The organism is Streptomyces sp. CB01373 (genome assembly GCF_002803075.1).
Classification (GTDB): Bacteria; Actinomycetota; Actinomycetes; order Streptomycetales; family Streptomycetaceae; genus Streptomyces.
The window spans coordinates 138,194-163,348 of record NZ_NNBK01000017.1; the positions used below are offsets into that span (position 1 = coordinate 138,194).

The 25,155-nt window shown below is 72.5% G+C and carries 24 protein-coding genes and 2 pseudogenes; 11 read left to right on the plus strand and 15 right to left on the minus strand.

Annotated elements, in window-relative coordinates:
• Positions 1-102: 102 nt before the first annotated feature.
• Positions 103-1,305, minus strand: coding sequence for an epoxide hydrolase family protein (locus CG719_RS26775; RefSeq protein WP_100571252.1), 1,203 nt, complete (start codon positions 1,303-1,305; stop codon positions 103-105).
• Between the two features lie 121 nt (positions 1,306-1,426).
• Between CG719_RS26775 and CG719_RS26780 the strand changes: the two genes are divergently transcribed.
• On the plus strand, positions 1,427-1,909 hold the full coding sequence (locus CG719_RS26780) for a VOC family protein (RefSeq protein WP_100571253.1): 483 nt from the start codon (positions 1,427-1,429) through the stop codon (positions 1,907-1,909).
• Positions 1,910-1,993: 84 nt separating this feature from the next.
• On the opposite strand, the gene CG719_RS26785 is transcribed toward CG719_RS26780, so the two are convergent.
• Positions 1,994-3,001 carry a zinc-binding alcohol dehydrogenase family protein gene (locus tag CG719_RS26785; RefSeq protein ID WP_199836793.1) on the minus strand — a complete coding sequence of 336 codons (1,008 nt, stop codon included), beginning with the start codon at positions 2,999-3,001 and terminating at the stop codon, positions 1,994-1,996.
• A 158-nt stretch (positions 3,002-3,159) separates the two neighbouring features.
• On the opposite strand from CG719_RS26785, the gene CG719_RS26790 reads away from it, so the two are divergent.
• The 3 genes from CG719_RS26790 to CG719_RS26800 all read left to right on the plus strand — a co-directional run bounded on the left by CG719_RS26790 (position 3,160) and on the right by CG719_RS26800 (position 5,771).
• Positions 3,160-3,957, plus strand: a complete 798-nt coding sequence (locus tag CG719_RS26790; RefSeq protein WP_100571255.1) for a VOC family protein — start codon at positions 3,160-3,162, stop codon at positions 3,955-3,957.
• 44 nt (positions 3,958-4,001) lie between these two features.
• Positions 4,002-4,706 carry a ribonuclease H family protein gene (locus tag CG719_RS26795; RefSeq protein WP_100571256.1) on the plus strand — a complete coding sequence of 235 codons (705 nt, stop codon included), beginning with the start codon at positions 4,002-4,004 and terminating at the stop codon, positions 4,704-4,706.
• Positions 4,707-4,787: 81 nt separating this feature from the next.
• Positions 4,788-5,771, plus strand: coding sequence for an aldo/keto reductase (locus CG719_RS26800; RefSeq protein WP_100571257.1), 984 nt, complete (start codon positions 4,788-4,790; stop codon positions 5,769-5,771).
• Positions 5,772-5,900: 129 nt separating this feature from the next.
• Here CG719_RS26800 and CG719_RS26805 read toward each other — a convergent pair whose 3' ends face one another.
• The 7 genes from CG719_RS26805 to CG719_RS26835 form a co-directional block, all read right to left on the minus strand.
• The gene (locus CG719_RS26805; RefSeq protein WP_100571258.1) at positions 5,901-6,326 is read right to left on the minus strand and encodes an SsgA family sporulation/cell division regulator; all 426 of its coding nucleotides are present in this window, start codon (positions 6,324-6,326) and stop codon (positions 5,901-5,903) included.
• 122 nt (positions 6,327-6,448) lie between these two features.
• Positions 6,449-7,408, minus strand: coding sequence for a threonine/serine dehydratase (locus tag CG719_RS26810; protein WP_100571259.1), 960 nt, complete (start codon positions 7,406-7,408; stop codon positions 6,449-6,451).
• Positions 7,409-7,524: 116 nt separating this feature from the next.
• Entirely contained in the window at positions 7,525-8,202 is a 678-nt protein-coding gene (locus CG719_RS26815; RefSeq protein ID WP_100571312.1) for an AIM24 family protein, read from the minus strand.
• A gap of 38 nt (positions 8,203-8,240) precedes the next feature.
• The gene (locus tag CG719_RS26820; protein ID WP_100571260.1) at positions 8,241-9,473 is read right to left on the minus strand and encodes a serine hydrolase domain-containing protein; all 1,233 of its coding nucleotides are present in this window, start codon (positions 9,471-9,473) and stop codon (positions 8,241-8,243) included.
• A 251-nt stretch (positions 9,474-9,724) separates the two neighbouring features.
• On the minus strand, positions 9,725-10,075 hold the full coding sequence (locus CG719_RS26825) for a UBP-type zinc finger domain-containing protein (protein ID WP_100571261.1): 351 nt from the start codon (positions 10,073-10,075) through the stop codon (positions 9,725-9,727).
• Entirely contained in the window at positions 10,072-11,559 is a 1,488-nt protein-coding gene (locus CG719_RS26830) for an ATP-binding protein (RefSeq protein WP_376492056.1), read from the minus strand. The genes CG719_RS26825 and CG719_RS26830 overlap by 4 nt, the downstream gene beginning before the upstream one ends.
• A gap of 11 nt (positions 11,560-11,570) precedes the next feature.
• Positions 11,571-13,247 (minus strand): FAD-dependent oxidoreductase, encoded by a 1,677-nt coding sequence (locus CG719_RS26835; RefSeq protein WP_100571263.1) that lies wholly within the window; start codon positions 13,245-13,247, stop codon positions 11,571-11,573.
• A gap of 469 nt (positions 13,248-13,716) precedes the next feature.
• Between CG719_RS26835 and CG719_RS26840 the strand changes: the two genes are divergently transcribed.
• Positions 13,717-15,681, plus strand: a complete 1,965-nt coding sequence (locus CG719_RS26840) for a HelD family protein (protein ID WP_100571264.1) — start codon at positions 13,717-13,719, stop codon at positions 15,679-15,681.
• Positions 15,682-15,863: 182 nt separating this feature from the next.
• Positions 15,864-16,736 carry a universal stress protein gene (locus tag CG719_RS26845; protein ID WP_100571265.1) on the plus strand — a complete coding sequence of 291 codons (873 nt, stop codon included), beginning with the start codon at positions 15,864-15,866 and terminating at the stop codon, positions 16,734-16,736.
• A gap of 1 nt (position 16,737) precedes the next feature.
• Here the strand turns inward: CG719_RS26845 and CG719_RS26850 are convergent, their stop codons facing one another.
• The 3 genes from CG719_RS26850 to CG719_RS26860 all read right to left on the minus strand — a co-directional run bounded on the left by CG719_RS26850 (position 16,738) and on the right by CG719_RS26860 (position 19,090).
• The gene (locus CG719_RS26850; protein ID WP_100571266.1) at positions 16,738-17,976 is read right to left on the minus strand and encodes a DUF4032 domain-containing protein; all 1,239 of its coding nucleotides are present in this window, start codon (positions 17,974-17,976) and stop codon (positions 16,738-16,740) included.
• Positions 17,977-17,986: 10 nt separating this feature from the next.
• Positions 17,987-18,733, minus strand: a complete 747-nt coding sequence (locus tag CG719_RS26855) for an MBL fold metallo-hydrolase (RefSeq protein WP_100571267.1) — start codon at positions 18,731-18,733, stop codon at positions 17,987-17,989.
• Positions 18,734-18,832: 99 nt separating this feature from the next.
• Entirely contained in the window at positions 18,833-19,090 is a 258-nt protein-coding gene (locus CG719_RS26860) for a hypothetical protein (protein WP_159024963.1), read from the minus strand.
• Here CG719_RS26860 and CG719_RS26865 point away from each other — a divergent pair.
• The 3 genes from CG719_RS26865 to CG719_RS26875 all read left to right on the plus strand — a co-directional run bounded on the left by CG719_RS26865 (position 19,083) and on the right by CG719_RS26875 (position 21,551).
• On the plus strand, positions 19,083-19,649 hold the full coding sequence (locus tag CG719_RS26865; RefSeq protein WP_159024964.1) for an LCP family protein: 567 nt from the start codon (positions 19,083-19,085) through the stop codon (positions 19,647-19,649). The genes CG719_RS26860 and CG719_RS26865 overlap by 8 nt on opposite strands.
• Before the next feature lie 188 nt (positions 19,650-19,837).
• Positions 19,838-21,205, plus strand: coding sequence for a hypothetical protein (locus CG719_RS26870; protein ID WP_100571270.1), 1,368 nt, complete (start codon positions 19,838-19,840; stop codon positions 21,203-21,205).
• A 79-nt stretch (positions 21,206-21,284) separates the two neighbouring features.
• A complete protein-coding gene (locus tag CG719_RS26875; RefSeq protein ID WP_100571271.1) occupies positions 21,285-21,551 on the plus strand; it encodes a hypothetical protein in 267 nt (88 codons plus the stop codon).
• A 125-nt stretch (positions 21,552-21,676) separates the two neighbouring features.
• Here CG719_RS26875 and CG719_RS26880 read toward each other — a convergent pair whose 3' ends face one another.
• Positions 21,677-22,129: a hypothetical protein gene (locus tag CG719_RS26880; protein ID WP_100571272.1), complete on the minus strand. Its 453-nt coding sequence runs from the start codon at positions 22,127-22,129 to the stop codon at positions 21,677-21,679.
• A 293-nt stretch (positions 22,130-22,422) separates the two neighbouring features.
• Here CG719_RS26880 and CG719_RS26885 point away from each other — a divergent pair.
• Positions 22,423-22,530 (plus strand): annotated as a pseudogene (locus CG719_RS26885) (LLM class F420-dependent oxidoreductase); the annotation flags it as partial.
• A 31-nt stretch (positions 22,531-22,561) separates the two neighbouring features.
• On the opposite strand, the gene CG719_RS37440 reads toward CG719_RS26885, so the two are convergent.
• The gene (locus tag CG719_RS37440) at positions 22,562-23,686 is read right to left on the minus strand and encodes a glycoside hydrolase family 15 protein (protein WP_324838728.1); all 1,125 of its coding nucleotides are present in this window, start codon (positions 23,684-23,686) and stop codon (positions 22,562-22,564) included.
• Positions 23,687-23,946: 260 nt separating this feature from the next.
• Positions 23,947-24,516 (minus strand): annotated as a pseudogene (locus CG719_RS37445) (trehalase-like domain-containing protein); the annotation flags it as partial.
• Here CG719_RS37445 and CG719_RS26895 point away from each other — a divergent pair.
• A complete protein-coding gene (locus CG719_RS26895; RefSeq protein ID WP_100571273.1) occupies positions 24,515-25,141 on the plus strand; it encodes a TetR/AcrR family transcriptional regulator in 627 nt (208 codons plus the stop codon). The pseudogene CG719_RS37445 and the gene CG719_RS26895 sit on opposite strands and share 2 nt — an antisense overlap.
• Positions 25,142-25,155: the final 14 nt, after the last annotated feature.

Genomic DNA, 25,155 nt, shown 5'->3' on the forward strand with positions numbered 1-25,155 from the left:
TTGTCGTGGCACGGATGCCGTCGACCCCACTGTCGGCCCGGTGCCACCGCCGCGTACGTTTTCTCTGCCCGTGGCAGATTCGCCACGGGCGGAGCGGCCCGGTCAGCCCTTCTCGCGGAGCTGCCGGAAGAACGCCCGTACGTCCGTGACCAGCAGGTCCGGCTCCTCCATCGCCGCGAAGTGGCCGCCCCGGTCGAACTGCGTCCAGCGCACGATGTTCTCGGTGCGCTCCGCCCTGTGCCGCAGCGGGAGTTGCAGCTCGGCGGGGAAGACGGCGAGCGCGGTCGGGGCGGTCGACGGCTCCGCGGGCGCGGCAGCGCGGCCGGAGGCGTGCGTCCGCTCGTAGTAGATCCGCGCGGACGAACCGGCCGTCCCGGTCAGCCAGTACAGCATCACGTCGGTGAGCATCCGGTCCCGGTCGACGGCCTCCTCGGGCAGGTCGTCGCAGTCCGTCCACTCACGGAACTTCTCGACGATCCAGGCGAGCTGGCCGACCGGCGAGTCGGTGAGCGCGTACGCCAGGGTCTGCGGGCGGCTGGCGTTCAGCGCCGCGTAGCCCGCGCCCTCCCGCTGCCAGGCGTCCCAGCGCCGCCACGATGTGAGCGTCCGCTCCCGCTCCTCGGCGCCGAGCCCGGCCAGCTCCTCCCCGGTCGGCTCGGTGGTCTGCTGCGCGCCCGGCAGCAGATTCAGGTGGACGCCGATCACCCGGCCGGGGTGGGCGCGGCCCAGCTCGCGGGAGATCGCCGCGCCCCAGTCGCCGCCCTGCGCGCCGAACCGCTCGTAGCCGAGCCGCCGCATCAGCCCGGCCCACGCGTCGGCGACCCGGCCCGCCTCCCAGCCCCGTTCGGTGGTGGGCCCGGACAGTCCGAAGCCGGGGATGGTCGGCAGGACGAGGTGGAAGGCGTCGGCCGGGTCGCCGCCGTGGGCGGCCGGGTCGGTGAGCGGACCCACGATGTCCAGGAACTCGACGGTCGAGCCCGGCCAGCCGTGCGTGACGACCAGCGCGGTGGCGTCCGGCTCCGGCGAGCGGACGTGCGCGAAGTGCACGTTCGCGCCGTCGATCGTGGTCGTGAACTGCGGCCACCGGTTCAGCCGCGCCTCGGCCGCCCGCCAGTCGTAGTCGTGCCGCCAGTACCGCACGAGCTCGCGCAGGTAGTCGACGGGGACGCCGTGGTCCCAGCCCGCGCCGGGCAGCTCGTCCGGCCAGCGGGTGCGGTCGAGGCGGTCGTGCAGATCGTCGAGGTCGCTCTGCGGGACGCTGAGCCGGAAGGGCCGGATGCCGTCGGCGGGCGGTGACGTCGTCATGCCCGCGATGCTAGTTCCGGGCCGGTGCGGCGCCCCGGGAACTCCCGCCGGAGCACCGATGAGTTTCGCGGCGCGGGCCGGTCGATACACATGACCGCGTCGCACACTCCAGGAGGAACCCGTGGCCACCGAAGGATTCACCACCTGTCTCTGGTTCGACGGCCAGGCCGAAGAAGCCGCCCACTACTACGTCTCGGTCTTCAAGAACTCCACCATCGGGCGGATCGGCCGCTACACGGAAGCCGGACCCGGCCCGGCCGGATCCGTGATCGCGGTCGACTTCGTGGCGAACGGCCAGAAGTTCGTCGCGCTCAACGGCGGTCCGCAGTTCACGTTCAACGAGTCGGTCTCCTTCCAGATCCACTGCGAGAACCAGGAGGAGATCGACCACTACTGGACCGGGCTCACCGAGAACGGCGGCGAGCCGGGCCCCTGCGGCTGGCTCAAGGACAGGTACGGCGTCTCCTGGCAGGTGGTCCCGGCCAAGCTCATCGACATGATCGGCGACCCCGACGCCGAGAAGGCTGCCCGCACCACGCGGGCGATGCTCGCCATGGGCAAGCTCGACATCGCCGCCCTGGAAAGGGCGTACGCGGGCGAGTGACGGCGGGCGACGGGGCCGGTCCACCCGTCCGGGGGAGTGGACCGGCCTCCCGTTCCGGTGCCGGGGCGAAGGAGCAGGCTCCGGTCAGGGCAGGTCGTTCACCAGCACCGCGGCCCCGTCGAAGCGGCCTGCCTTGAGGTCCTCCAGCGCCTGCGGGGCCCGCGAGAGCGGATAGGCGTGCGTGGTGGCGCGCACCCCGTGCCGGGCGGCCAGGGCGAGGAAGTCCCGGCCGTCCTCGCGTGTGTTCGAGGTGACGCTGCGCAGTTCCTTCTCGTAGAACAGCTCGCGCTCGTAGCGCAGCGGCGGTGTGTCGCTCAGGTGGATGCCGGCCACGGACAGCACGCCGCCCCGGTCGAGGGCCCGCAGCGCCACGGGGACCAGGTCGCCCACGGGGGCGAACAGGATCGCGCTGTCCAGCGGCTCGGGCGGGACCGCGTACGCGTCCTGGGCCGAGGCCGCGCCCAGCTCCAGCGCGAGTCGCCGCGCGGCTTCCCCGCGGGTCATGACGTGCACCCTGGCGCCCTCCGCGAGGGCCACCTGCGCGCACAGATGGGCGCTGCCGCCGAATCCGTACAGGCCGAGGCGTCCGCCGGGCGGCAGCGCGGCCCGGCGCAGCGCCCGGAAGCCGATGATCCCCGCGCACAGCAGGGGCGCGAGCGCCACGTCGTCGACCTCGCCGGGCAGCCGGTAGGCGAAGGCGGCCGGGACGGTCGTGTACTCGGCGTAACCGCCGTCGGCGTCCCAGCCGGTGTACCGCGAGGCCGGGCACAGGTTCTCCGCGCCGCGCAGACAGTACGCGCAGGTGCCGTCGGTGCGGCGCAGCCAGGCCACGCCCACCCGGTCGCCGGGCGCGAAGCCGTTCACCGCCCGCCCCCGGCCCGCCACCACGCCCACGACCTCGTGACCGGGCGTGACCCCGGTCCGGTGCACCGGCAGATCGCCCTCGGTGACGTGCAGATCGGTGCGGCACACCCCGCACGCGCGTACGTGCACCAGCAGCTCGTCGTCCCCCGGCTCGGGGACCGGCTTCACCGTCAGCCGCAGCGGCCCCTCCTCCACGGGCCGGGGGCCGGTCACCGTCCACGCCCGCATCGTGCCGTCCGTCATCTCGCGTCCCGTCCGCCGTGACCACCCGGTTCCTCGCCGTCCGTCCCAGTGTGGGACAGGCGGGCCCGCTCGGCGCGCGACCGCACCCGGGAGTCACTAGCGTGAGGACGGAACGAGTCACCGAACGGAAGAGGGCGGCGGTCATGGCGGTACGACCCGAGGGAACCCCCTGCTGGGCGGATGCGATGTTCAGCGACGTCGAGGGTGCCAAGAGCTTCTACGGCGACGTCCTCGGCTGGACCTTCGGGGAGTCCTCGTCCCAGTACGGCAACTACACCCAGGCCTACGCGGACGGAAAGGCGGTGGCCGCCGTCGTACCGCCCATGCCCGGGCAGGAGGGGCAGTCGCAGTGGTGCCTGTATCTCGCCTCGCCGGACGCCGCCGCCACCGCCGGCAGGATCCGCGACCACGGCGGTGAGGTGCTGATGGAGCCCATGCAGGTCGGAGACTTCGGCACCATGTGCCTGGCCCGGGAGCCCAGCGGCGCCGTGTTCGGTGTGTGGCAGGGCGGCATCCACGAGGGCTTCGAGGCGGTCGCGGTGCCGGGCGCCTACTGCTGGGCGGAGCTGTTCACCCGCGAGCCCTCGAAGGCGGACGCCTTCCTCTGTGATGTCTTCGGCTACACCGCCAAGCAGCTCCAGGACGAGGCGATCGACTTCCGTGTGTTCGACGTGGGCGGCGATCCGGTCCTCGGCCGCATGAGGATGTCGGAGGACTTCCCGCCCGAGGTGCCGTCGTACATCAACGTCTACTTCACCGTCGCGGACTGCGACGACGCGGTCGCCACCGCGACCCGGCGGGGCGGTGTGCTGCGGTTCGGCCCGCACGACAGCCCCTTCGGCCGGCTCGCGGCGCTCACCGACCCGCAGGGTGCGAACTTCTCGGTGATCGACGTCACCACGACCCAGGGTGAGAGGCCGCAGGCCGCGGACGTGTCGTAGGACGTGTCCTGGACGACGGTCCGGAGGATGCGTCCGGCCGTGGCATGATCGAGCCCATGCGTGAACGTGTGGTGGCCGCCTGCGACGGGGCGTCGAAGGGAAATCCGGGTCCGGCGGGCTGGGCGTGGGTCGTCTCGGACGACGCCGTCAGCCCGGTCCGCTGGGAGGCTGGAGCGCTCGGCACCGCCACCAACAACATCGCCGAACTCACCGCGTTGGAGCGGCTGTTGACTGCGACCGACCCGGACGTGCCGCTCGAGGTGCGGATGGACTCGCAGTACGCGATGAAGGCCGTGACCACCTGGCTGCCCGGCTGGAAGCGCAACGGCTGGAAGACGGCCGCGGGCAAGCCGGTCGCCAACCAGGAGCTGGTCGTGCGGATCGACGAGCTGCTCCAGGGCCGCTCGGTCGACTTCCGCTATGTGCCCGCCCACCAGGTCGACGGCGACCCGCTCAACGACTTCGCGGACCGGGCGGCCAGCCAGGCGGCGAGCGCGCAGCAGTCCGCGGGCAGCGCCCTCGGCTCGCCGGAGCCGCCGCCCTCCGCGCCCGTGTCCGCCGCCCCGCGCCGTCGCACGAACGGGACCAAGACGGAACGGCCGCGCACCGGCGGCTCGTCGTCCCGCACGATCAAGGCGAAGTTCCCCGGCCGCTGCGTGTGCGGCCGCCCCTACGCGGCCGGCGAGTCCATCGCCCGCAACGACCAGGGCTGGGGTCACCCGGAGTGCCGCGCGGCGGCCGCCGGGTAGCCGTGCCGGCCGCGCACACGGGGCACCGGCCCCGGAGCGGCCCGCTCCGCGCGGGTGGACGCCTGATGACAGACTGTCGTCATGGACGAACGTGAATTCGGCAGGTCGCACCAGCACGCGTCGGTCGTCGGGCTCGGCACCTGGCAACTGGGCGCCGACTGGGGCGACGTGGACGACAAGGAAGCCCTCTCCGTCCTGGAGGCGGCCGCCGAGTCGGGGGTGACCTTCCTCGACACCGCCGATGTCTACGGCGACGGGCGCAGCGAGTCGGCCATCGCCACCTTCCTCGGCAGCCGGCCGGACCACCACGCGCTGGTCGCCACCAAGATGGGCCGGCGCGTCGAGCAGACCCCGGAGAACTACGTCCTGGACAACTTCCGCGCCTGGAACGACCGTTCCCGGCGCAACCTGGGCATCGACCGCATCGACCTGGTGCAGCTGCACTGCCCGCCCACCTCCGTGTACTCCAGCGACGCGGTGTTCGACGCGCTGGACACCCTGGTGGAGGAGGAGCGGATCGCCGCCTACGGCGTCAGCGTGGAGACCTGCGCCGAGGCGCTGACGGCGATTGCCCGGCCGAACGTGGCCAGTGTGCAGATCATCCTCAACCCGTTCCGCATGAAGCCGCTGCGCGAGGTGCTGCCCGCGGCGCGGGCGGCGGGCGTCGGCATCATCGCCCGGGTCCCGCTCGCCTCCGGGCTGCTGTCGGGCAAGTACACCAAGGACACCGTCTTCGCCGCCGACGACCACCGCACCTACAACCGGCACGGCGAGGCCTTCGACCAGGGCGAGACCTTCTCCGGCGTCGACTTCGCGACGGGCGTGGAGGCCGCGGCCGAGTTCGCCGCGCTCGCCCCCGAGGGCTGGACCCCGGCCCAGCTCGCGCTGCGCTGGATCATCCAGCAGCCCGGCGTCACCACGGTCATCCCGGGAGCCCGCTCCCCGGAGCAGGCCCGCGCCAACGCCGCCGCCGCGAAGCTGCCCCCGCTGGGCGAGGAGACGCTCGCGGCGATCCGGGACCTCTACGAGCGGCGGATCAAGGACCAGGTGGAAGCCCGCTGGTAGCAGCGGGCGGCCGCGGGAATCCGCGGGACACAGGCGCCGGCCCGGCGTTCGGGCCGGCCCCGGCCGCCGGGAGCCGGAGCGGACCCGGCGTCGCCGCATCATCCGGTGCGGCGGCGACGGCGGCCTCGCTCAGCTTCCGGTGAGCACCTCCGCGAGGAAGTCGTCGACACCGGCGTCCTCCTCGCCCGGCGTCACCAAGGCGTAGGTCTCCCGCAGGAACGCCCCGACGGCGGCGGCCCACACGAACACCGTCGCGTGCTGCCGCCCTCCGTCGGCGTGGGCGTCGCCGAAGAACTCCATGCGCAGTTCCTCCGACAGGCCGTCGGAGACGGGGCGGAAGCGGACGTCGCCGACGCCGACCGGCTCTCTCAGCCCCTCGTCGAGCATGCCCCGGTCCACCTTCCACCGGGCCAGCACCCGCCCGTCGTGCGCGAAGACGATCGTGACGGCGAACGGGTCGTCGGCCTCGTAATCCAGGTGAGCCAGCACGGGGAAGCGTTCCATGCCGTGCGCCTGCAACTGCACCACCAGACTCTTGCGCACCATGGCGTTCACGAATTCGGCCCTCCGAGGACGACTGCGGGACGTAGACCCCTCTGGTACCCCTGATCCGTGCGAGATGCCCGGCCGTTCGAAGTGATCTCCCCGTGCCGCGACGGCCGGACCGCCGGCGCTGGTCAGCGCAGTCCGAACCGGTCCGCCCAGGACATGACGTCGGCGACCGCCGCGTTGCCCCCGCACACCACCAGGCCGAGCCGGACGTCCGGGCCCATCCGCTCCCGTACCCGCCGGGCGGCCGGCAGCAGGGAGCCCGCGGCGGGCTCGGCCCAGACCTTGGCGTGCTCGGCGAGGTCGAGGCTGCCTCGCACGGCCTCCCGGTCGGCCACCACGAGCACCTCGTGCACGAGGGCGCGGACATGGTCGTACGTCAGCCTCGACACCGTCGGGGCGCTCAGCGTCGTCACGATCGAGGAGAGGGCGACCGGGACCGGGCCGCCGGACGCCAGCGCCTCGGACATGGCCTCGGCTCCCTCGGTCTCCACGCCCCAGATCCGTACCCCGGGCCGCAGGGCGTGCAGTGCCGCGGCGACGCCCGCGATCAGCCCGCCGCCCCCGATGCTGACGAGCACGTCGGTCAGCTCCCCGGCGTCGGCGCCCAGCTCCAGACCGACGGTGCCCTGTCCGGCGACCACCACTTCGTCGTCGAAGGGGTGGACCAGGGTGAGCCCCTCGTCCCGCAGCCGCGCGGCCGTGGCGAACGCCTCGTCCATGCCGTCGGTCAGCCGCACCGACGCCCCGGCCGCCTCGGCGATCGCGACGGACCGGGCGGGCGCCGAGCGCGGCATGACGACGGTGGCCTTCACATGCAGCGCGGCGGCCATCACGGCGAGCGCGATCCCGTGGTTGCCACCGCTGACCGCGACGACGCCCGCGGCACGCTCCGCCTCGTCGAGCGACAGCAGTCGCGCCGTGGCGCCGCGCGCCTTGAAGGAGCCCGTGCGCTGCAACAGCTCCAGCTTCGCGGTCACCGGGGCGCCGAGCAGCGCGGACAGGCCGGGGCTCGGCACGGTCGGGGTGCGCACGACGTGTCCGGCGATCCGCTCGGCGGCGGTTTCGATCTCCGAGATGCCGATCAAGGCAGTCCACCTTTCCGGCGCGGCTGGTGATCCGCGCCGCCCCGACCCTCACCTGCTGGGGTCGCGCAGGTCAACAGGTCCGCCGCATCCGGTCCGCGAGGAGGGCCTGCTTTCCCTCAGTGCTGCTGGGGCCGGTGCGGCGTCGCCTCGCTCGGCCGGACGACGACGTAGCCCTCACCCTCCAGCATGAGCTGCACCGCCTCGCCGGACCCGCCGCGCAGCATCGAGCCGAACGACTGCGAGCGGTGCAGCGACGTCCTCAGGTGGGCGGTCCAGCCGACGACCGCGTCCGTGTCGACGTACACGGGCTGCTGCGGCGTGACCGGTATGACCAGCGGGCTGCCCTCGCACACCAGGCCCAGCAGGCCCTGCCCGGTGAACACGCTGTTGAACAGCCCGCCGCCCGCGATGCCCGAACCCTTCACCGTCCTGATCCCGTACGACAGGGTCGCGTCGAAGCACAGCACGTTGCGGCCGTTGACGGTGAACTCGTCACCCGGGTCGACCTCGACGACGAAGCAGTTCAGGGCCTCCTGCGCGAACCAGGCCTCGCCCTGCCCGCGCACGGTCATCAGCGGCAGCCCCTCCCCGGTGACCGCGCGCTTGAGCATGCCGCCGACGCCCTGGCCCTTGCGCTCGAACCGCAGGTCGCCGCGGTACGCCACCATCGAGCCCTGGCGGGCGAACATCTCGCCGTCCACCGTGTACTTGACGCACTTGGAGTTCTCGACGGTCATGCCGGGCGCGGTCGCGGGGCCCACCACGTACTCACTGGAAAACAGGTCACCCTTCATGCGGGCATCCTGGCCCGGAGGCAGCCGTTCCGCCAAGATCACTGCGCGAGGTCGTTCTCCATCGCCGTGCCCGGCACGCGGGCGGCGCCGCGCGCCTTCGTCTGCTTGCCGCAGAACGCCGACTCCAGGGTGCGTAGCATCGTCAGCTGCACCGCGCCGTTGTTGGAGGTGTTGGCGAGTGCGGCCATGCTGCGCCTGCCGTCCTTGCTGGTGAACGCGTAGGTGTAGTAGCCCTGTACGGCGCCGGTGTGCCCGTACACCGACACCCCGCACGACAGGTCCCGGCGGCGCAGTCCGAGTCCGTACGCCTGGCCGGTGCCCGCGGGGATCCACCGCTCCATCTGGTCCAACTGGGCGGGCGGAAGCAGCTGTCCGCCCAGCAGCGCCGAGAAGAACGTGTTGAGGTCGCGGGTGCTGGAGATGAGCGCGCCCGCGCTCTGCGCCCACGACATCGTCTGCTCGGTGGCGTCCACCGGGGCTGACGCGGCCTCGTCGGGGGTGAGGTAGCCGCGCGCGTGCCGGCCGGGGATCGTCGTGGCGGGGTGGACGTAGAAGGTGTCGCTCAGCTTCAGCGGCTTGATGACGCGGTTCTCGTAAGCGGTGCGCACCGGGTGGCCGGTCAGCTTCTCGATGAGCAGGCCGACGACCACGAAGTTGGTGTTGGAGTAGGCGTAGGCGGCGCCGGGCGCCTGGGTGCGCGGGTGCTCCAGGGACAGGGCGAGCAGTTGACGGTACGTGAAGACCTTGGTGCGCACGGCCTCGAAGCCGGACACGGTGCCGGCGAACAACTCGTTCGTGTAGTCGTACAGACCGCTGCGGTGGCTGAGCACGTGCCGCACCGTGATCCGGTCGTCCGGCAGGAGCCCCGGCAGGTAGCGGTTGACCGGGTCGTCGAGTCTCACCCGGCCCTCGGCGGCCAGTTGCAGCAGTACCACCGCGGAGAAGGTCTTCGTGACGCTGCCGATGCGGAACCGGTCGGCCGTGCTGATCCAGTCCCCGGTCCCGCGGTCGGCGACGCCCTCCATGGCCTTGTACACCGTCGCGTGGTCGTCGTAGGAGGCGCGGTGGTCGTCGATCCGCGCCATCGCCCCCGGCGCGCCGTGCTTCAGCGCCGTGCGCAGGAGGGTGCCGAGTGCCGCCGTGTCCGGGGCGGGCAGCGCGTCCGGCGCTGCCGGGCCGGGCCGGTGGTGCACCGCCTGCGCCGGACCCGCCAGCAGGGCCGGCACCAGCGCTCCGAGTACCGCGCCACTGCACACCGTTCGTGAGGCCATCCGATTCCTCTTCCGTCTCCGTCCGCGCGGCGAACCGTGCGAGTGCGGCCACATCCGGGCAGAGCAACCCTCTCCCATCCGGTCACGTCTCCCCGGCCGACACACAGTTGCCCGCCCGCCGATCACTGAGTGGGGTGGATGGGGAAAGCGCCGTCAGCCAGGGGGACCGGGCTCGCCCACCGGCACCGTCAGGGCAAAGCGGATGCCCCGCCTTCCGGCAGGGCATCGGGGCATGCGGCAGGGCGCGTGGTTCAGCGCAGTGTGTCCGCCCAGTCGGCTGGGACGCGGCCCGCCGGGCCCGGGGTCGGCTGGTCCTTCGGGTGGCTCTCGGGCGGGGCGAGTTCGGGGCCGGACTCGTAGAGCTCGTTCGTGTCGTAGTTCCAGAACCAGCCCTCGCCCGGCTCGTAGCTGCGGATCACCGGGTGCCCGGTGGCCCGGTGGTGGGCGGTGGCGTGCTTGCTGGGGGAGTCGTCGCAGCAGCCGATGTGGCCGCAACGGGCGCAGCGCCGCAGATGGAACCACCAGCCGCCGGCCGCGTCGCACTCGGCGCAGCCGGTGCCGCTGGGCGGCACACGGGGGTCGATACCGGTGTCACGGGTCATGTCGGCTCCTCGGAGGTCGGGCGGTCCGCGGCGGTGAGCGGCGATCCGGCCGCCGTCGGTCCGTCGTCTTCACCGGCGGTCAGTGGCAGCAGCACCTGGAACCGGGTGTCGCCGGGCACCGACTCCACGTGGATGGCACCGTGGTGCTTGTTGGCGACGATCCGCCAGGAGATGTCGAGACCGAGTCCGGTGCCCTGGCCGACCGGCTTGGTGGTGAAGAACGGGTCGAAGATGCGGTCCCGGATCTCCGGCGGCACCCCCGGCCCGGTGTCCCGGAACTCGACCAGCAGCCGGTCGTCGTGGAGCGCGGTCCGCACGGTCAGGGTGCCCTCGCCGCCCGCGCCGTTCATGGCGCACACCGCGTTGTCGATCAGATTGGTCCACACCTGGTTGAGTTCGGCCGGGTAGGCGGGGATCCGCGGCAGCGTACGGTCGTACTCCCTGACGACCTCGATCCGCGGCCCGATCTTGCCGGACAGCATCAGCAGGGTGCTGTCGAGGAGTTCGTGCACATCGGCGACCTGGTAGGGGGCGCGGTCCAGCTGGGAGTACTGCTTGGCGGCGTCCACGAGCCGGGAGATCCGGGTGGTGGAGTCCGCGATCTCGTCCATCAGCAGTTCCGTCTCCACCGTGTAGTTGAGCCACCCCACCGCGCCCGGCAGGATTTCCTCGTCGACGGCCGCCGCGACCTGCTCCAGCCAGTCGACGTCGAGGCCCGCCTGCACGAACGTGGGCGCCAGTTGCGGGCCCTGGTCGATGCCGTGGTCCTCCAGCCAGTCGGTGAGGGCGTCCTCGCGGTCGGCGGCCTGGAGCGGGCTGAGATCCGGGGCCTTGGCGACCCGCTCGGCCGTACGCTCCTGGATCTCCATGAGGCTGGTCAACTGGTCCCGGGTGAAGGGTCCTTCGGCGATCACGGCGAGCTTGCGCCGCATCTTGGCCACCCGCTCCCGCAGCGTGGCGGTGGCCCGGACGGCCGCCGCCGCGGGGTTGTTGAGCTCATGGGTCAGTCCGGCGGACAGCGAGCCGAGCGCCAGCAGCCGCTCACGCTGCCCGACAGCCGCCTGGGTGCTCTTCGACCCGAAGAACAGCCCCTCCAGCAGGTGCACCGCCATCGGGAACCATTCCCGCATGATGTCCGCGAACGCGTCGGCGGGCAGCACGAAGAACCGCGTCGGCTCCGTGACCCGCATCGAGTTGATGTAGACCTGCCGCAGCCGGTCCCCGAGATACGCCTGCATGGCGCCCGAGTACACCCCGCGCTGCGAGGTCCGGCTGACCTCCACGTCGTCGCCGCCGACCCGGCGGGAGAGCACCACCGTGCCCTCGATCATCACGTAGAAGCAGGTGGCCGGCTCGCCCTCGGTGTACACCGGGCCGGGCTCGTACCTCTCCACCCGACCCTCGGCGCACAGCCGGCCCAGCTGCTCGGGCCGGAGCTTCTCGAACAGGAACAGCGAGCCGATCTCACCGGCGCCGCACGGCATCCGCCTGCCGCTCACGACTGCTCCAGGTAACGGTGGACGAGCAACACGGCCATGGCTCCCTCTCCGACGGCGGACGCGACCCGCTTGGCGGACTCCGCCCGCGCGTCACCGGCGACGAACACGCCGGGCACGTTGGTCTCCAGGTGGTACGGCGGCCGGTCCAGCTCCCACCCCGGGGGCGGCCGGCCGTCGGCGGTGAGGTCGGGCCCGGACAGGATGAACCCGCGCTCGTCCCGCAGCACCGTGCCATCCAGCCAGTCGGTCCGCGGCGCCGCGCCGATGAACACGAACATCCACTGCGCGTCGACGAGTTCACTCTCCCCTGTGACGGTGTCGCGCAGGGCCAGCTTCTCCAGGTGGCCCGAGCCGTGCGCGGCGTCCACGACGGTGCCCGTGCGCACGGTGATGTTGGGGGCCTCCTCGATCTGCTGGATCAGGTAGTACGACATCGACGCCGCCAGCGACGCCCCGCGCACCAGCAGCGTCACCGACTTCGCGCCCCGGGACAGGTACATCGCGGCCTGCCCCGCGGAGTTGGCGCCGCCGACGATGTAGATGTCCTGCCCCTGGCAGGAGGACGCCTCGGTCAGCGACGAACCGTAGAACACCCCGCACCCGGTCAGCTCCTCCACGCCGGCCGCCGGAAGCTGCCGGTAGGACACGCCGGTCGCCAGGATCACGCTGTGCGAGGCGACCGCCGAACCGTCGGAGAACCGCACGATGCGCGCCGCGCCGCAGACCTCGAGGCCGGTCACCTCGCGCGCGGTCAGGATCTCCGCGCCGAACCTCGTCGCCTGCCGACGGGCCCGGTCGGTGAGCTGGGCACCGGAGACGCCGTCCGGGAATCCGAGGTAGTTCTCGATCCGGGAGCTCTGCCCCGCCTGCCCACCGGTCGCCGAGCGCTCCACGAGCACCGTCCGCAGCCCCTCGGAGGCCCCGTAGACGGCCGCGCCGAGCCCGGCCGGGCCGCCGCCGACCACCACCAGGTCGTAGAAGTCGGCCGCCGGTGTCGTCGCGAGCCCCACGTGGGCCGCGAGTTCGGCCGGCTCCGGCTCGAGCAGTGTGGTGCCGTCCGGGGTGACCACCAGCGGCAGCCGCTGACCGTCCTGCCCGGCCGCGGCCAGCAGCCGCCCGCCCTCCGGCTCGTCCGAGGAGTACCAGCGGTACGGCACCTGGTTGCGGGCCAGGAACTCCCGCACCTGGGAGGACCGCGCCGACCAGCGGTGCCCCACCACCTTCGTGCTCGGCACCGGCCGGTAATCGCTGCTCCGCCAGACCTGGAGCAGGTCGTCCAGGACCGGGTACAGCTTCTCCTCGGGCGGGTCCCAGGGCTTGAGGAGGTAGTGGTCGAGGTCGACCACGTTGATCGCGTCGATCGCCGCGTCGGTGTCCGCGTACGCGGTCAGCAGCACCCGCCGGGCGCCCGGATGGATGTCCAGAGCCCGTTCGAGGAACTCGATGCCGTTCATCCGCGGCATGCGGAAGTCGGCCAGGATCACGGCGACGGGATCGCCCCGCAGCTTCAGCTCGCGCAGCGCGTCCAGCGCGGACTCACCGGACTCGGCACGCACGATCCGGTACGCACCGCTGTAGCGCCGCCTGAGATCCCGGGCGACGGCGCGGGACACCCCCGGATCGTCGTCCACGGTCATGATGACGGTCCGCGCCTGCTCCTGGGCCTGTGTCATGCGGCTGTCACCCCGCGTTCTCGGGGATGGGCGTCCCGGTGCGCCCCCGTCGCCACCGCGCCGGCTCCTGCCCATCGTATGTGCGCCCGTCCCGTTTCGCTGCCTTGCGCCGGGCCGGGAGCGCCGGTGCCGCCGGGCCCCGTAAAGCCCGGGTTTATTGGACGCCCCACGCACCCGTCGTCATTCAGTGGGCAGAGCGATCAGCGATATACGGAACGGCGGAATGCGTGATGCGCCATACGGCCAGCCGTCATGAATTCGGTCGTAAGGACATGGCTTCACCAAGTAAGTCAAGACTTATCTTGAGGGAATTCTGACCGTATGGTGTGGCTCGAATCGAAGGAGCCCCCTGTTGTCGGAAATGAATGATTCCGCTGTGCGTGCGGTTGAATCGGAGCAGGATTATGTGTCCTCCTTGTATGAGTTGCTCACCGAGCGGATTTCCGAGGCGCGAGTACACCGAGCGAGTGTGCTGAAGGCCCCTGCGGACAGCGCCGGTGAGGCATACGAGAGAGAAATCGCCGCCGAGCGTCTGACCAAGGAAATCGGCCGGCTGGAGAGCGCCGAAAAGGGGCTGGTCTTCGGGCGCATCGACTGGACGGACGGCCCGGCCCTGCGCATCGGGCGGATCGGACTGCACACGGAGGAGGATGACCTGCCTCTGCTCGTGGACTGGCGCGCGAACGCGGCGCGCCCCTTCTACGAGGCGACACCGGTCCACCCGATGGACCTGCGGCGGCGCCGGCACCTGCGCCTCGAGGAACGCACGGTCATCTCGGTGAGCGACGAACTGCTGGACGGGACCGCGCCGACCGACGAGGACGTCGTGGGGGACGGCCCGTTGACCGAGGCTCTGTCGGCACGGCGTACGGGCAGGATGCACGCGGCCGTCGCGACGCTGCAGGCCGAGCAGGACGAGATCGTCCGCTCCGCCCACCGCGGGGTGACCGTGGTGCAGGGCGGGCCCGGCACCGGCAAGACAGTGGTGGCCCTGCACCGGGCGGCCTATGTCCTGTACGCGTTCCCGCGCGCCGCGGAGGAGGGTGTCCTGGTGGTGGGCCCGAACGCCCGGTTCCTCGACTACATCTCCCAGGTCCTTCCCTCGCTCGGAGAGAACGACGTCGTTCTGGCGACCTGCCGGCAACTGGCCGGAGTGTCCACGGACACGGTGGACCCGTTCGACACGGCGCGTCTCAAGGGCAGCTCCGACCTCGCCGACGCCTTGGCCGGCCTGCTGTGCGTCCACCAAGCCCCCGCCGGTGACTTCACCGTGCGGGTCGGACAGGAACTGGTTCACCTGTCCGGCGAGGAAGTCGCCACGGCACGCGACGCCGCCGTGGCAGCCGCACCCGGGCACAACCCCGCGCGCCAGGTGTTCAAGGAGCTCCTGGTCGACGCCGTCACCGACGCGATGCGACGAGACATGGGCGACCTCCTGGAGCAGATCGACGCCGATGCCGAAAGGATGACGGGCATGGACCTCGACCGGTTCACGGGAGCCGCCCAGCGCCGTGCCGAAGGTGCGGCCGACCCAGGTCCGGTCCACGAGCTGGACCTGGACGCCGTCCGAGCCGATCTCCTCGACGACGCCGGCGTCGACCGGGCGGTCGAGGTGCTGTGGCCGCGGCTGGTACCCGGCGACCTCGTGAAGGCGCTCCTGACGAACGCCGGCGCTCTCGCCGAGCACCTGACCCGCCTGACCGCGCGGGAGCGATCCCTTCTGCTGCGCGGTCCGGACGACCCGTGGACCGATGCCGATGTGCCGTTGCTGGACGAGGCGGCGAGCCTGGTCGACGGCCCCTTTGAGCGGACGTACGGGCACGTCGTCGTCGACGAGGCGCAGGAACTGACCGCCATGCAGTGGCGGATGATCGTCCGCCGCTGCCCGGCAAGGGCGATGACGCTGGTGGGTGACTTCGCCCAGGCAGGCCCGGTCGCGACAGCACGCGACTGGAAGGAAGCACTGAGCCCCCACGTCGGACCGCGGTTCAAACTGCACAACCTGACCGTCAGCTACCGCACCACGCAGGAGATCCTGGAGAGCGTCCGGGACCTGCTCACGCGGATCGCTCCGGACCAGAAACCCACACGGTCACTGCGAAGCGGTGAGCGCCCTCGCACCGTGACCACACCTCCGGACGGGTTGGTCACCGCCGCCGTTCAGGAACTCCGCGCCCAGAGCACCGCGCACCCGGGCGAGCTTCTGGGAGTGATCTGCGCGGACACCAGGGTGAGCGAGCTGACGGCCCGGGGCATCGCTCACCACGCACGCATCGTGCCGGCGTCCGAAGCACGCGGCCTGGAATTCGACGGGGTCGTCGTGATGAACCCCGAGGAAATCATCACGGCCCGCCCCGGTGGGGAAAGGGACTTGTACGTAGCCCTGACCCGGGCCACCAAACGCCTCTGCACAGTCACCGTCCAGCCCGCCTGACGACTCGGCGCCCGCGCCGTCGCCACGAGCGCACCCGGCGCGGTACAGACACCGGCCGGCCCGCGCGCACGGGGCTGCTCGCCGCCTCACCGCTCGTGGCGGCACCCACCGCCCGCTCCGGTGATCGGCCGGTGGGGGAGACTGGACCGGGAACCGGCTCACGACACAGGGAGGAACACGGCATGACGCGCCCGATCACGGCAGGGGTGGACGGATCGGAGGAGAGCCTCGCCGCACTGGCGTGGGCGGCACGGGAGGCCGAGCGACGCGGGCTGCCGCTGCGCGTGGTGCGGGCCTGGCGCCACGAGGTGCACGACGCCTTCGACGTGGGCGACCGGGACACCCAGCAGGCGTGGGTGCGTGAGTCGGTCGCCGAGGCCGCCAGGACCGTCACCGAGCGCCACCCGGGCCTGGACGTGACCGCCGACGCCGTGGAGGGCGATCCCGTGCCGGCTCTGCTCGGCGCCGCGGCCGAGTCGGAGACGCTGGTGCTCGGCTCGCGCGGACGGGGTGTTCTCGTCGGGTTCCTGGTCGGCTCCGTGGGACAGCAGGTGATCGCCGGCACCGAGCGGCCGGTCCTCCTGGTGCGCGCCGGGGACCGCCCCGCCGCCGAGGCCGCGGGCCGGGAGGTCGTCGTGGGCCAGCAGGGCGCCCCCGAGGACAGCGCGGCGGCCCTGGAGTTCGCGTTCACGACCGCCGCCGCGCGCGGCGCCGGGGTGCGGGCGGTACGGGCCTGGACGCTGCCGCCGGTCTTCGCCTACAGCCCTGGCTCGCTCCGGCTGCTCGACGAGGCCGGCGGCCTGGAGCCGTACGAGCGCAAGGCGCTGGGCGCGGCGCTTCAGCCGTGGCGGGAGCGCTTCCCGGATGTCCCCGTCGTCGAGCACGTGGAGATGGGCAGCGCGGGCCAGGTCCTGCTGGCCGCGGCCGGGAACGCCCAGCTCCTGGTCGTGGGACGCCGGGCACGCCGGACGGCGGTGGGAGCGCGCATCGGCTCCGTCGCGAGCGGGATGCTGCACCACGCCGGCTGCCCGGTGGCGGTCGTCCCGCACCCGTGACTCACCCGGACGTCGTGTCCGGGGCCTCGCGCGCCCCGGGCAGGACGTTGCTGACGTAGTCCTGCACGGCGGTGCCCAGGCCGATGTCGTGCTGCGCCCGCTCGGACAGGTACCAGCGGTGCTCCAGCAGCTCATGGTAGAGCTGGGCCGGGTCCATGGCGCCGCGCAGCTCGGACGGCACCGCCCGCACGGTGGGGCGGAACACCTCCCGCACCCAGCGGTGCGCCAGCACCTCCGGGCGTGCGGCGTGCGGACGCCCGGCGCCGGGAGCGTAGTCGTCCTGGGTGGCCATCCAGCTCTCCAGGTCGTTCAGCAGCCGCCGCGCCTGGTTCTCCTCGGTGTCCAGGCCGGTCAGGCGCAGCAACTGCCGCTGGTGGTGGCCGGCGTCGACGACCTTGGGCACGAAGGTGACCGTGTCGCCGGTGGCGGAGCTCTCGATCTGCATCTCGGCCACGTCGAAGCCGAGGTCGTTCAGCCGTCTGATCCGGCGCTCGATGTAGTGGTACTTGCCGGCCGGGTAGACCGAGGTACGGGTCAGCTCCTGCCACAGCCCCCGGTAGCGGGCGCAGATCTCGGTGCCGAACTCGATCGGGTCCACCGAGGGGTGCAGCGCCCCCGACGCCTCCAGGTCCAGCAGCTCGCCGCTGATGTTGACGCGGGCCAGGTCGAGGTCGTACTCCCGCTGCCCGGGGCTCAGCCGCCGGTGCAGCTCGCCGGTCTCGGCGTCCACCAGATAGGCGGCGTACGCGCCGGCGTCGCGCCGGAACAGCGTGTTGGACAGCGAGCAGTCCCCCCAGGCGAACCCGGCCAGGTGCAGCCGCACCAGCAGGACGGCCAGGGCGTCCATCAGACGGTGCATGGTGGCCGGGCGCAGCGTGGTCTCGAACATCGAGCGGTACGGCATCGAACCGCCCAGGTGCCGGGTGATCAGCACCGGTTCCAGCGGCTCGCCCGCGCCGTCGGTGCGGCCGGTGACCACGCCCAGCGCGTCCACCGCGGGGATGCCGAGCCGGTCCAGGTCGCGCAGCAGCTCGTACTCGCGCAGCGCCGGGCGTTCGGCGAGTTCCTTGACGGCGATCACCTCCTCTCCGGCGCGGGCGTAGCGCACGACGTGCCGGGAGATGCCGCGCGGCAGTGGCACGAGGTACTCCGCCGGCCACTCCTCCAGCGGTGTCCGCCACGGCAGTTCGAGCAGGAGCGCGGGGTGCTCCGGGTTGGTGGCGCTGATCTGCAAGCCCATGGCAGGAACCCTAGAGGGCGCGTTCCCGGGCCCGCAGCGCCGCCTGCCGCACCGGACCGCGGTGCACGGGGCCGTGGCCGGGCAGCAGCAGGTCCCCCTCCAGGTGTTCGAGCCGGTCCAACGAGTCCAGTGCCTGGGCGCGTTGGTGGTGGAACATGTCGGGCAGCAGTTGCGGTCCGGTCAGCCGCGAGGTGGGGTGGCCGCTGACCAGGGCGTCGCCGGAGACCACCACGCCGGTGTCCGGCAGGTGGAAGACGGTGTGGCCCTGGGTGTGGCCGGGCGTGTGCACCGGCACGGGCCGCCCCGGCAGGTCCAGCGGTCCCTCGGCCGGGAACGGCTCGGGCGCGGCGACCGGGACGTGGGCGGTGCCGCCGAGGCGCAGCGCGTGCACGGCCCAGGGCAGCACGCCGGGCCGCCAGCCGTTGCGCAGCACCTGCCCGACGGTCACCTGATGCAGGAACTCCCGCCGGGCGTGCGGCAGTTCGGCCTCGTGCAGATGCACCGGGGTGCCGTGGGTGAGGCGCAGGTACTCGGCGGAGCCCAGGTGGTCGTTGTGCGCGTGGGTGAGCAGCACGGCCGCGACCGCCTGGGGCGAACTTCCCACCGCTGTCAGTGAGTCGAGCAACTGCTGCCGGTCGGCGGGGTAGCCGGTGTCGATCAGCGTGGCGGCGTCGCCCTCGGTCAGGATCACCCAGTTCGTGCTGCTGCCGTGCACCAGATAGGTGCCGTCGGCGACCTGTTGGACGTCCGCGCGCATCTCGCTCCTCGTTCCCGGGTGACTGCCCGACGGGGGACAGCCAACCAGATGGGTCCGGGGGCAGTGCAAGCGCGGACGCGCACAGTGCCGGTGGGCAGGTCACAGCCAGCTGTCGAACCGCCGGATGAACCAGGTCTTCACCAGCTGGGTGAGGACGCAGTACGCCAGCAGTGTGCCGATCAGCCACGGGAAGCAGCTCATGGGCAGCGGCTGCAGGCCGATGGACGCGCCGAGCGGGGTGAAGGGCAGTGCGACTCCGAAGGCCATCACGGCCGCCGTCATGACCATCACCGGCACGGACGCCCCGGACTGGATGAACGGGATCCTGCGGGTGCGGATCATATGCACGATGGACATCGTCCTCGACAGCTCCTGGAACGTCCTCGACTTCGCCCAGCAGGCCACCAACCTCACCGGCGGGAACGTCGTGTTCCACACCCTGCCCATCGAGGCCTTCGCGACCCGCGACGGCCAGGAAGTCAACCTGGTGGACCCGGAGAAGATCAAGGCGATGGTGCGGCAGGAGTTCGGCGCGACCCCGTCGCCGACCGCCACCGCGGCGGGCGCCGCCACGGTCGCCCCCGCCACCGTCGACGTACACAACGGAAACGGCGCCGAGGGCGAGGCCCCCGCCGCGCTGTCCTACCTGGCCGGCCTCGGCTACACGGCCGGTACGACCGGCAACGCGGCGGCGCGGCCCGCCACCACTGTCGCATACGGCCCCGGTGCTCAGCAGGCGGCGCAGCAGATCGCCGGTCGGTTCAAAGCCGCTGCCCGGCCGCCGCTTCGGCTCTGCCCGTCGGCCATGTCCTGGTCACCCTGGGCGAGAACTTCGCGCTGCCCGGTCCGCGGGCGTCGTCACCCGCCGCGACGGAGTCCGGCTCGTCGTCGCCCGCCGACTCGGGTCCCGCTGTGAAGGCGGGCGGCGTGCCGTGCGTCAACTGAGTCGCTGACGCTCGTGCCGAACTCGGCCTGCGCGCAGTACCGTCTGACATACTTACTCTATTGCGCAATTGAACAAGTGTTGGGGTTCGCTCGTTCCCTCCGCACACCGACGTGGTTCCGGAGGCGGGGCGGTCGCTCCCTCGCAAGGAGGTCTCATCCATGCCTGTTTCGCCACGGTCTCGCTTCGCCCGGGCCCTCGCCGCCGTGGGTGTGACAGCTCTTGTGGGGCTCGCCCCGCCGGCCTTCGGCGCGCCGTCGGCCGCGGACGCTGGCACGGGGGCCGTGGCGGACGCGTTCAAGAAGGGGCCGGTGTACGTCGATCCGCGGGCCGCGGGGGAGTTGCCGAAGTCCGCCGCCGACAAGCTCGCTGCGAAGATCGAGGCCGCGGACAAGCCGGTCTTCGTCGCGGTGCTGCCCCGGTCCGCCGACTACCCGCAGGCGTCCCTGATGCCGGACCTGCGCTCACTCACCGGCATCAGCGGCGTGTACGCCGTGCGCCTGGGCGAGTTGTTCAACGCCAAGGCGGACCATCAGGTGCTGTCCCAGAGCGCCGTCGACAACCTCCGGGGAGCGGTGCAGCGTTCCTACGCCTCGGACGCGGAGACACAGCTGAACGTGTTCGTCGACCAGGCCGTCAAGCAGGCGAAGGGCCACGCCCCTGCGTCCTGGAAGGACAGCGGTGAGGGCGGCTCCGGCAGCGGCGGACTGATGGTCGGCGGCCTGCTCGCGGCCGGGGCGGCCGGGGGCGGATACGCGCTGTACCGGCGGGCGAGGAAGCGGCGGGAGACGGAGCAGAGGGAGTTGGAGGCGCTGCGGGTGGTGGTGGACGAGGACATCACCGCCTTCGGCGAGGAACTGGACCGGCTGGCCTTCTCCCCGTCCGAGCCAGGGGCCACCGACGAGATGCGCAACGACTACTCCCACGCGCTCGACGCCTATGAGCTGGCCAAACAGCAGATGGCCGCCGCGGTCAGGCCGCAGGACGTGCAGCCGGTGACCGCCACGCTGGCCGACGGCCGCTTCGCCCTGGCCACCCTGGCCGCCCGCCGCGGTGGAACCCCCCTGCCCGAGCGTCGTGTGCCCTGCTTCTTCGACCCCCGTCACGGTCCCTCGGCCGACGATGTGAACTGGTGCCCGCCCGGCGGCGTGCCGCGGATGGTCCCCGCCTGTGCGGAGGACGCCGCCCGTGTCACTCAGGGCGGGCAGCCGATGACGCGCATGGTCGACACCGGCCAGGGCGCCCAGCCGTACTGGAACGCCGGCCCGGCGTACGCGCCGTGGGCCGGCGGCTACTTCGGCGGCGCGGGCGCGGTGGTCGGCGGCCTGCTCGCCGGCACGCTGCTGGGCAGTCTGCTCAGCGCGCCCTCCGCCGTCGCCGGCTCCGGCGACGGCGTCCCGTCCGCCCCCGATCTGCCGGACGGCGGCGAGTTCTCCGGGGCGGACTTCAGGGCCTCCGACTTCGCGGGGGGATTCGACGGCGGTTTCGGGTCGGACGGCGGGAGTGACTTCGGCGGCGACTGGGAGTGATCACGCGACCCCCTCGGGGGACAGGCGGTCACTTGCCCAACAGGGCGACAGAGGTGAGAGATTCGGGAGGAGCGGAGCCGTGCCGTACACGACCACTGCCGAAGGCCTGCTGGAAGAACTGGCCAGGGGATGCCCGTCGCCGCCGGAAGAGCAGGTCCGGACCACCTACCGGCCGGTCGAGGTGGGTGACGGGGCCGGGTGGACGTGGCCGGGCACCGTCACCGGATGGTGGACCAGCCCCGAGGGGGGCACCATGTGCCGGCTGAGACTGTCGGGGTGCGCCTCTTCACGCTGGGCGGACTTCGACCCCGACCGGATCGCCCTGCTGGTCCAGGGCGGCACCTGACGCCTTCCGCCGCGACCGGCGGCGAGTTCCGCTGTCGCTTCCGCCGGTCGAAGGCGCTCCGGGGTGCCGCGTCCGGATCCCGCGGGCGCTGCTGATCCCTCACAGGACGGCGCCGGCGGCCGTGGTCAGTCCCGCGGGCGGGCGGCAGCGGCGTCGGTCAGCAATCGGGCCAGATCCGCGGACAGACCGAGGTGGCGTACGAGCCAGGCGGTGTCATGGCCGCGGGCGGCGTAGGCCCACGCGATGTAGAGGTGGTTGAGGGAGGGCGCGCTCGGCCCCAGCAGACGGGGCCGGACCGCTTCCATGGGGAAGCCCTCCAGGGCGCGGGAGGTCAACGACGACCCGTCCATCACCTCCAGAACGCGGCGGCGAGCTTGCCGAGTGGCCTTGCGGTCCGCGCGCAGCACCACTGCGAGCAGGGCGAACGCCGTGACGGCCGCTCCCAGCAGGGCACCGCTGATGACCGGACGGTACGCCGCCGGGGCGGTGGCCAGTACGGTCATCTCCAGCGTGGTGAATGCGAGCACGCCGAGGACGGCGGTGCCGGCGCCGTCGCGCGGGTGAGGCAGAGCCTTCATCACCAGCCCTCCTTCCCTCTTTCCGTGCGACGGAGGCATGCGGCAGTGCGCACTTCGGCGCGCTGGAGCGCATGGGACGGGACGACGAGGCGCCTCCTGCCGCCGTCCAGCAGCATAACCCCGTACTTGCGTGATCGCGCAAGTATGGGGTGCTGGGCTTCCTGCTGGGCAGGGCGCCGGGCCGGTGGCACCGCCGTCCTGGCGGTTCCTGCGGCCACGACGTGCGCCACGGCCCGTTCCGGGTACTCGGGAACACCGTCGCAGAGCCGAGGAACGATCGGTCAGGAGCACTGATGGCTGACTTCGGATACTTTCTGTCGTCCGAGGAGCACAACCCGGCAGAACTCGTTGAACAGGCCAGGATGGCCGAGCAGGCCGGTTTCACCTCCCTGTGGATCTCGTGAGGAGGGGGCGGGCGTGGTCGTGGACGGCTCAGCCCGCCCCGGCCAGCGTGGTGGCGGCCTCCAGGAGCAGCGCGTGGACGAACGCCTGCGGCAGGTTGCCGCGCATCTGGCGCTGGGCCACGTCGAACTCCTCCGCGTACAGACCAGGGGGGCCGCATGCGGCACGGTTGCGTTCGAACCAGCGCACCGCCTCCACGGCGTCGCCCTGCTGGTGCTCGGCCAGGGCCATGACGAACCCGCAGAGCAGGAAGGCCCCTTCGGCGTCCTGGAGCGGTCGCGTGCCGTGGCGGAAACGGTAGGCGAAGTGGTCCTGGACGAGGTCGGCGCGTACCGCGCGCAGGGTGGCCGTGGTGCGGGGGTCGTCGGCAGGCAGGGCGCCGCGGATGGCGGACAGCAGGAGCGCCGTGTCGACACGGGGATCGGACGGGGAGCGTTGCCAGCGGCCGGACGGATGCAGGCTGTCGGCGGCGGTCTCGGCGACGATCCGGTCCGCGAGCGCCGCCCACCGCGCTGCCGCCCCGGCGCTGCCCGCGGGCGCCGCCGCCGCGGCGGCACGCAGCCCTGCCGCGCAGATCAGCCGGCTGTGCGCCCAGCGGTCCTTGTGCAGTTCCCAGATCCCGGCATCCCCGTCCCGGTAGTGGGCCTCGATGGCGTCGGCGGCGATGAGCGCGGCGCGCCAGGCCTCGGCGCCGATGCGGTCGTGGCGGACGCCGGCCGCGATCAGCAGCAGACTCTCGCCGAACACGTCCAGCTGGAACTGGCGGTTGACCCGGTTGCCGACCACGTCGAAGCCGCCCGGGTAGCCGGGCAGGTCGAGGGTGCGCTGGTCGGGCACCGGCCCAGCGGTCGCGGTGTAGGCGGGCGCGAGGCCGGGCCCGTGTTCGATCAGGCGCTCGGTGACGAACCGCAGCGAGCCGTCAAGGAGTTCGTACGGGCCGGTCGCCGCGGCGGACTGGCCGATGTAGGCCTGGTCGCGGATCCACACGTACCGGTAGTCGTAGTTGCGGCCCTCCTCGGCCCGCTCCGGCAGACTGGTCGTCGCGGCGGCCACGGTGCCGCCACCGGGCCCGACATGCCGCTCAGCACCGCGTACGCGTGCCGGGCGTCGCGCACGCCCAGCGCGCCGCGCAGGTCGGGCACGCGCGCCGCCCATCCGGTCCCGGTGGCCCGCCACAGCCGGTCGGCCGGCTCGGGTGCGGGAAGCGGCCGGTCCGAGAGTTCCAGGACCAGGTCGTGGTGGGTGCCGGCGGCCAGGCGCAACTCCGCGTGCAGCCCCGGGTGGTCCGGGCCCGCCGGTTCGGCGCCGGGCGCGCCCGTGAACCGGACGTACAGCTCGCCCGCCCGGCCCGTCCACCGGCCCTCCTCGTCCCGGCGCGGCTCGCTCAGCGGACGCCGGCCGAACCCCGCCGCCGGGTACAGCCGTACGCCGACCCGGGCGTCCCCGTCGACGGCCATGACCCGGCGCAGCACCGTGACGCGGTGCGGATCGCCGGGGAGGGCGAGGGCCTCGCGGCACTCGACGATGCCGCCGGTCGTGATCCAGCGGCTGCGCCAGATGAGGCCGCCCTGCTCGTAGTAGCCGCCGTGCACGAACGGCTCGGCGGGCGTGACGGTGTACCAGCCGGGGCCGCCGATCAGGGCGGTGAAGACGGCGTCGCTGTCCCAGGCGGGCGCGCACATCCACACGATGTCGCCGCGCGGTCCCACCAGGGCGCCGCGCTCGCCGTCCGCGAGCAGGGCGTATTCGCGCAGCGTGTGCGGGGCGGGTACGCCGCCGGACGAGTTCACTGTTCCCACTCCTTCCCGGTCCCGGCGCGCCCGCGGTACCCGGTCGGCCGCCGTGACGTGAACACGGCTCATCGGCCCGACTGACCACGGACGCCGCGGCGAAACCTCGCTCCCCTCCAGAGGCTCCCTTCCGCGAACCTTTCGATACATCGATGCATCGGATACATTCATGTATCGAACAGGGGGTGGCGGCATGGCGGTCGAGGGTACGGAAAAGCGCGTCACCCGGCGCCGGCAGCGGACACGGGCCAACCTGCTCGACGCCGCCTTCACGGTGTTCGCCGCCAAGGGCTTCGGCCGGGTGTCGATCGAGGAGGTCTGCGAGGCCGCCGGCTACAGCAGGGGCGCCTTCTACTCCAACTTCGCCACCCTCGACGAGCTGTTCTTCGCCCTGTACCGGGACCGGGCCGAGCTGATCGCCGACCAGGTGGCCGGGGCGCTCGCCCTCGACGGCCCGGACCTCGACGTGTCCGCCGCCGTCGACCGGGTCACCGATGTGTTGCTCCTTGACCGGGACTGGCTCCTGGTCAAGACGGACTTCCTGGTGCACGCCGCCCGCGACACCGCCGTGGCGCAGACGCTGCTTGAGCACCGCGCGCGGCTGCGCCGTGCTGTCGCCGACCGGCTCTCCCGCGCCCGCACCCCGCTGCCCTCCGTCCTCGGCGGCGCCGACGGCGCCGCCCACGCGGTCGTCGCCGCGTACGACGGAGTCACCACCCAACTGCTGCTCGACAGGGACGTCGAGGGCGCCCGCGCCTGGCTCGGACAACTGCTCACGGCGCTGCTCACCGACGGCGGCACCCCCGTACGGACGAACTGAGGAAGGGAACGGTC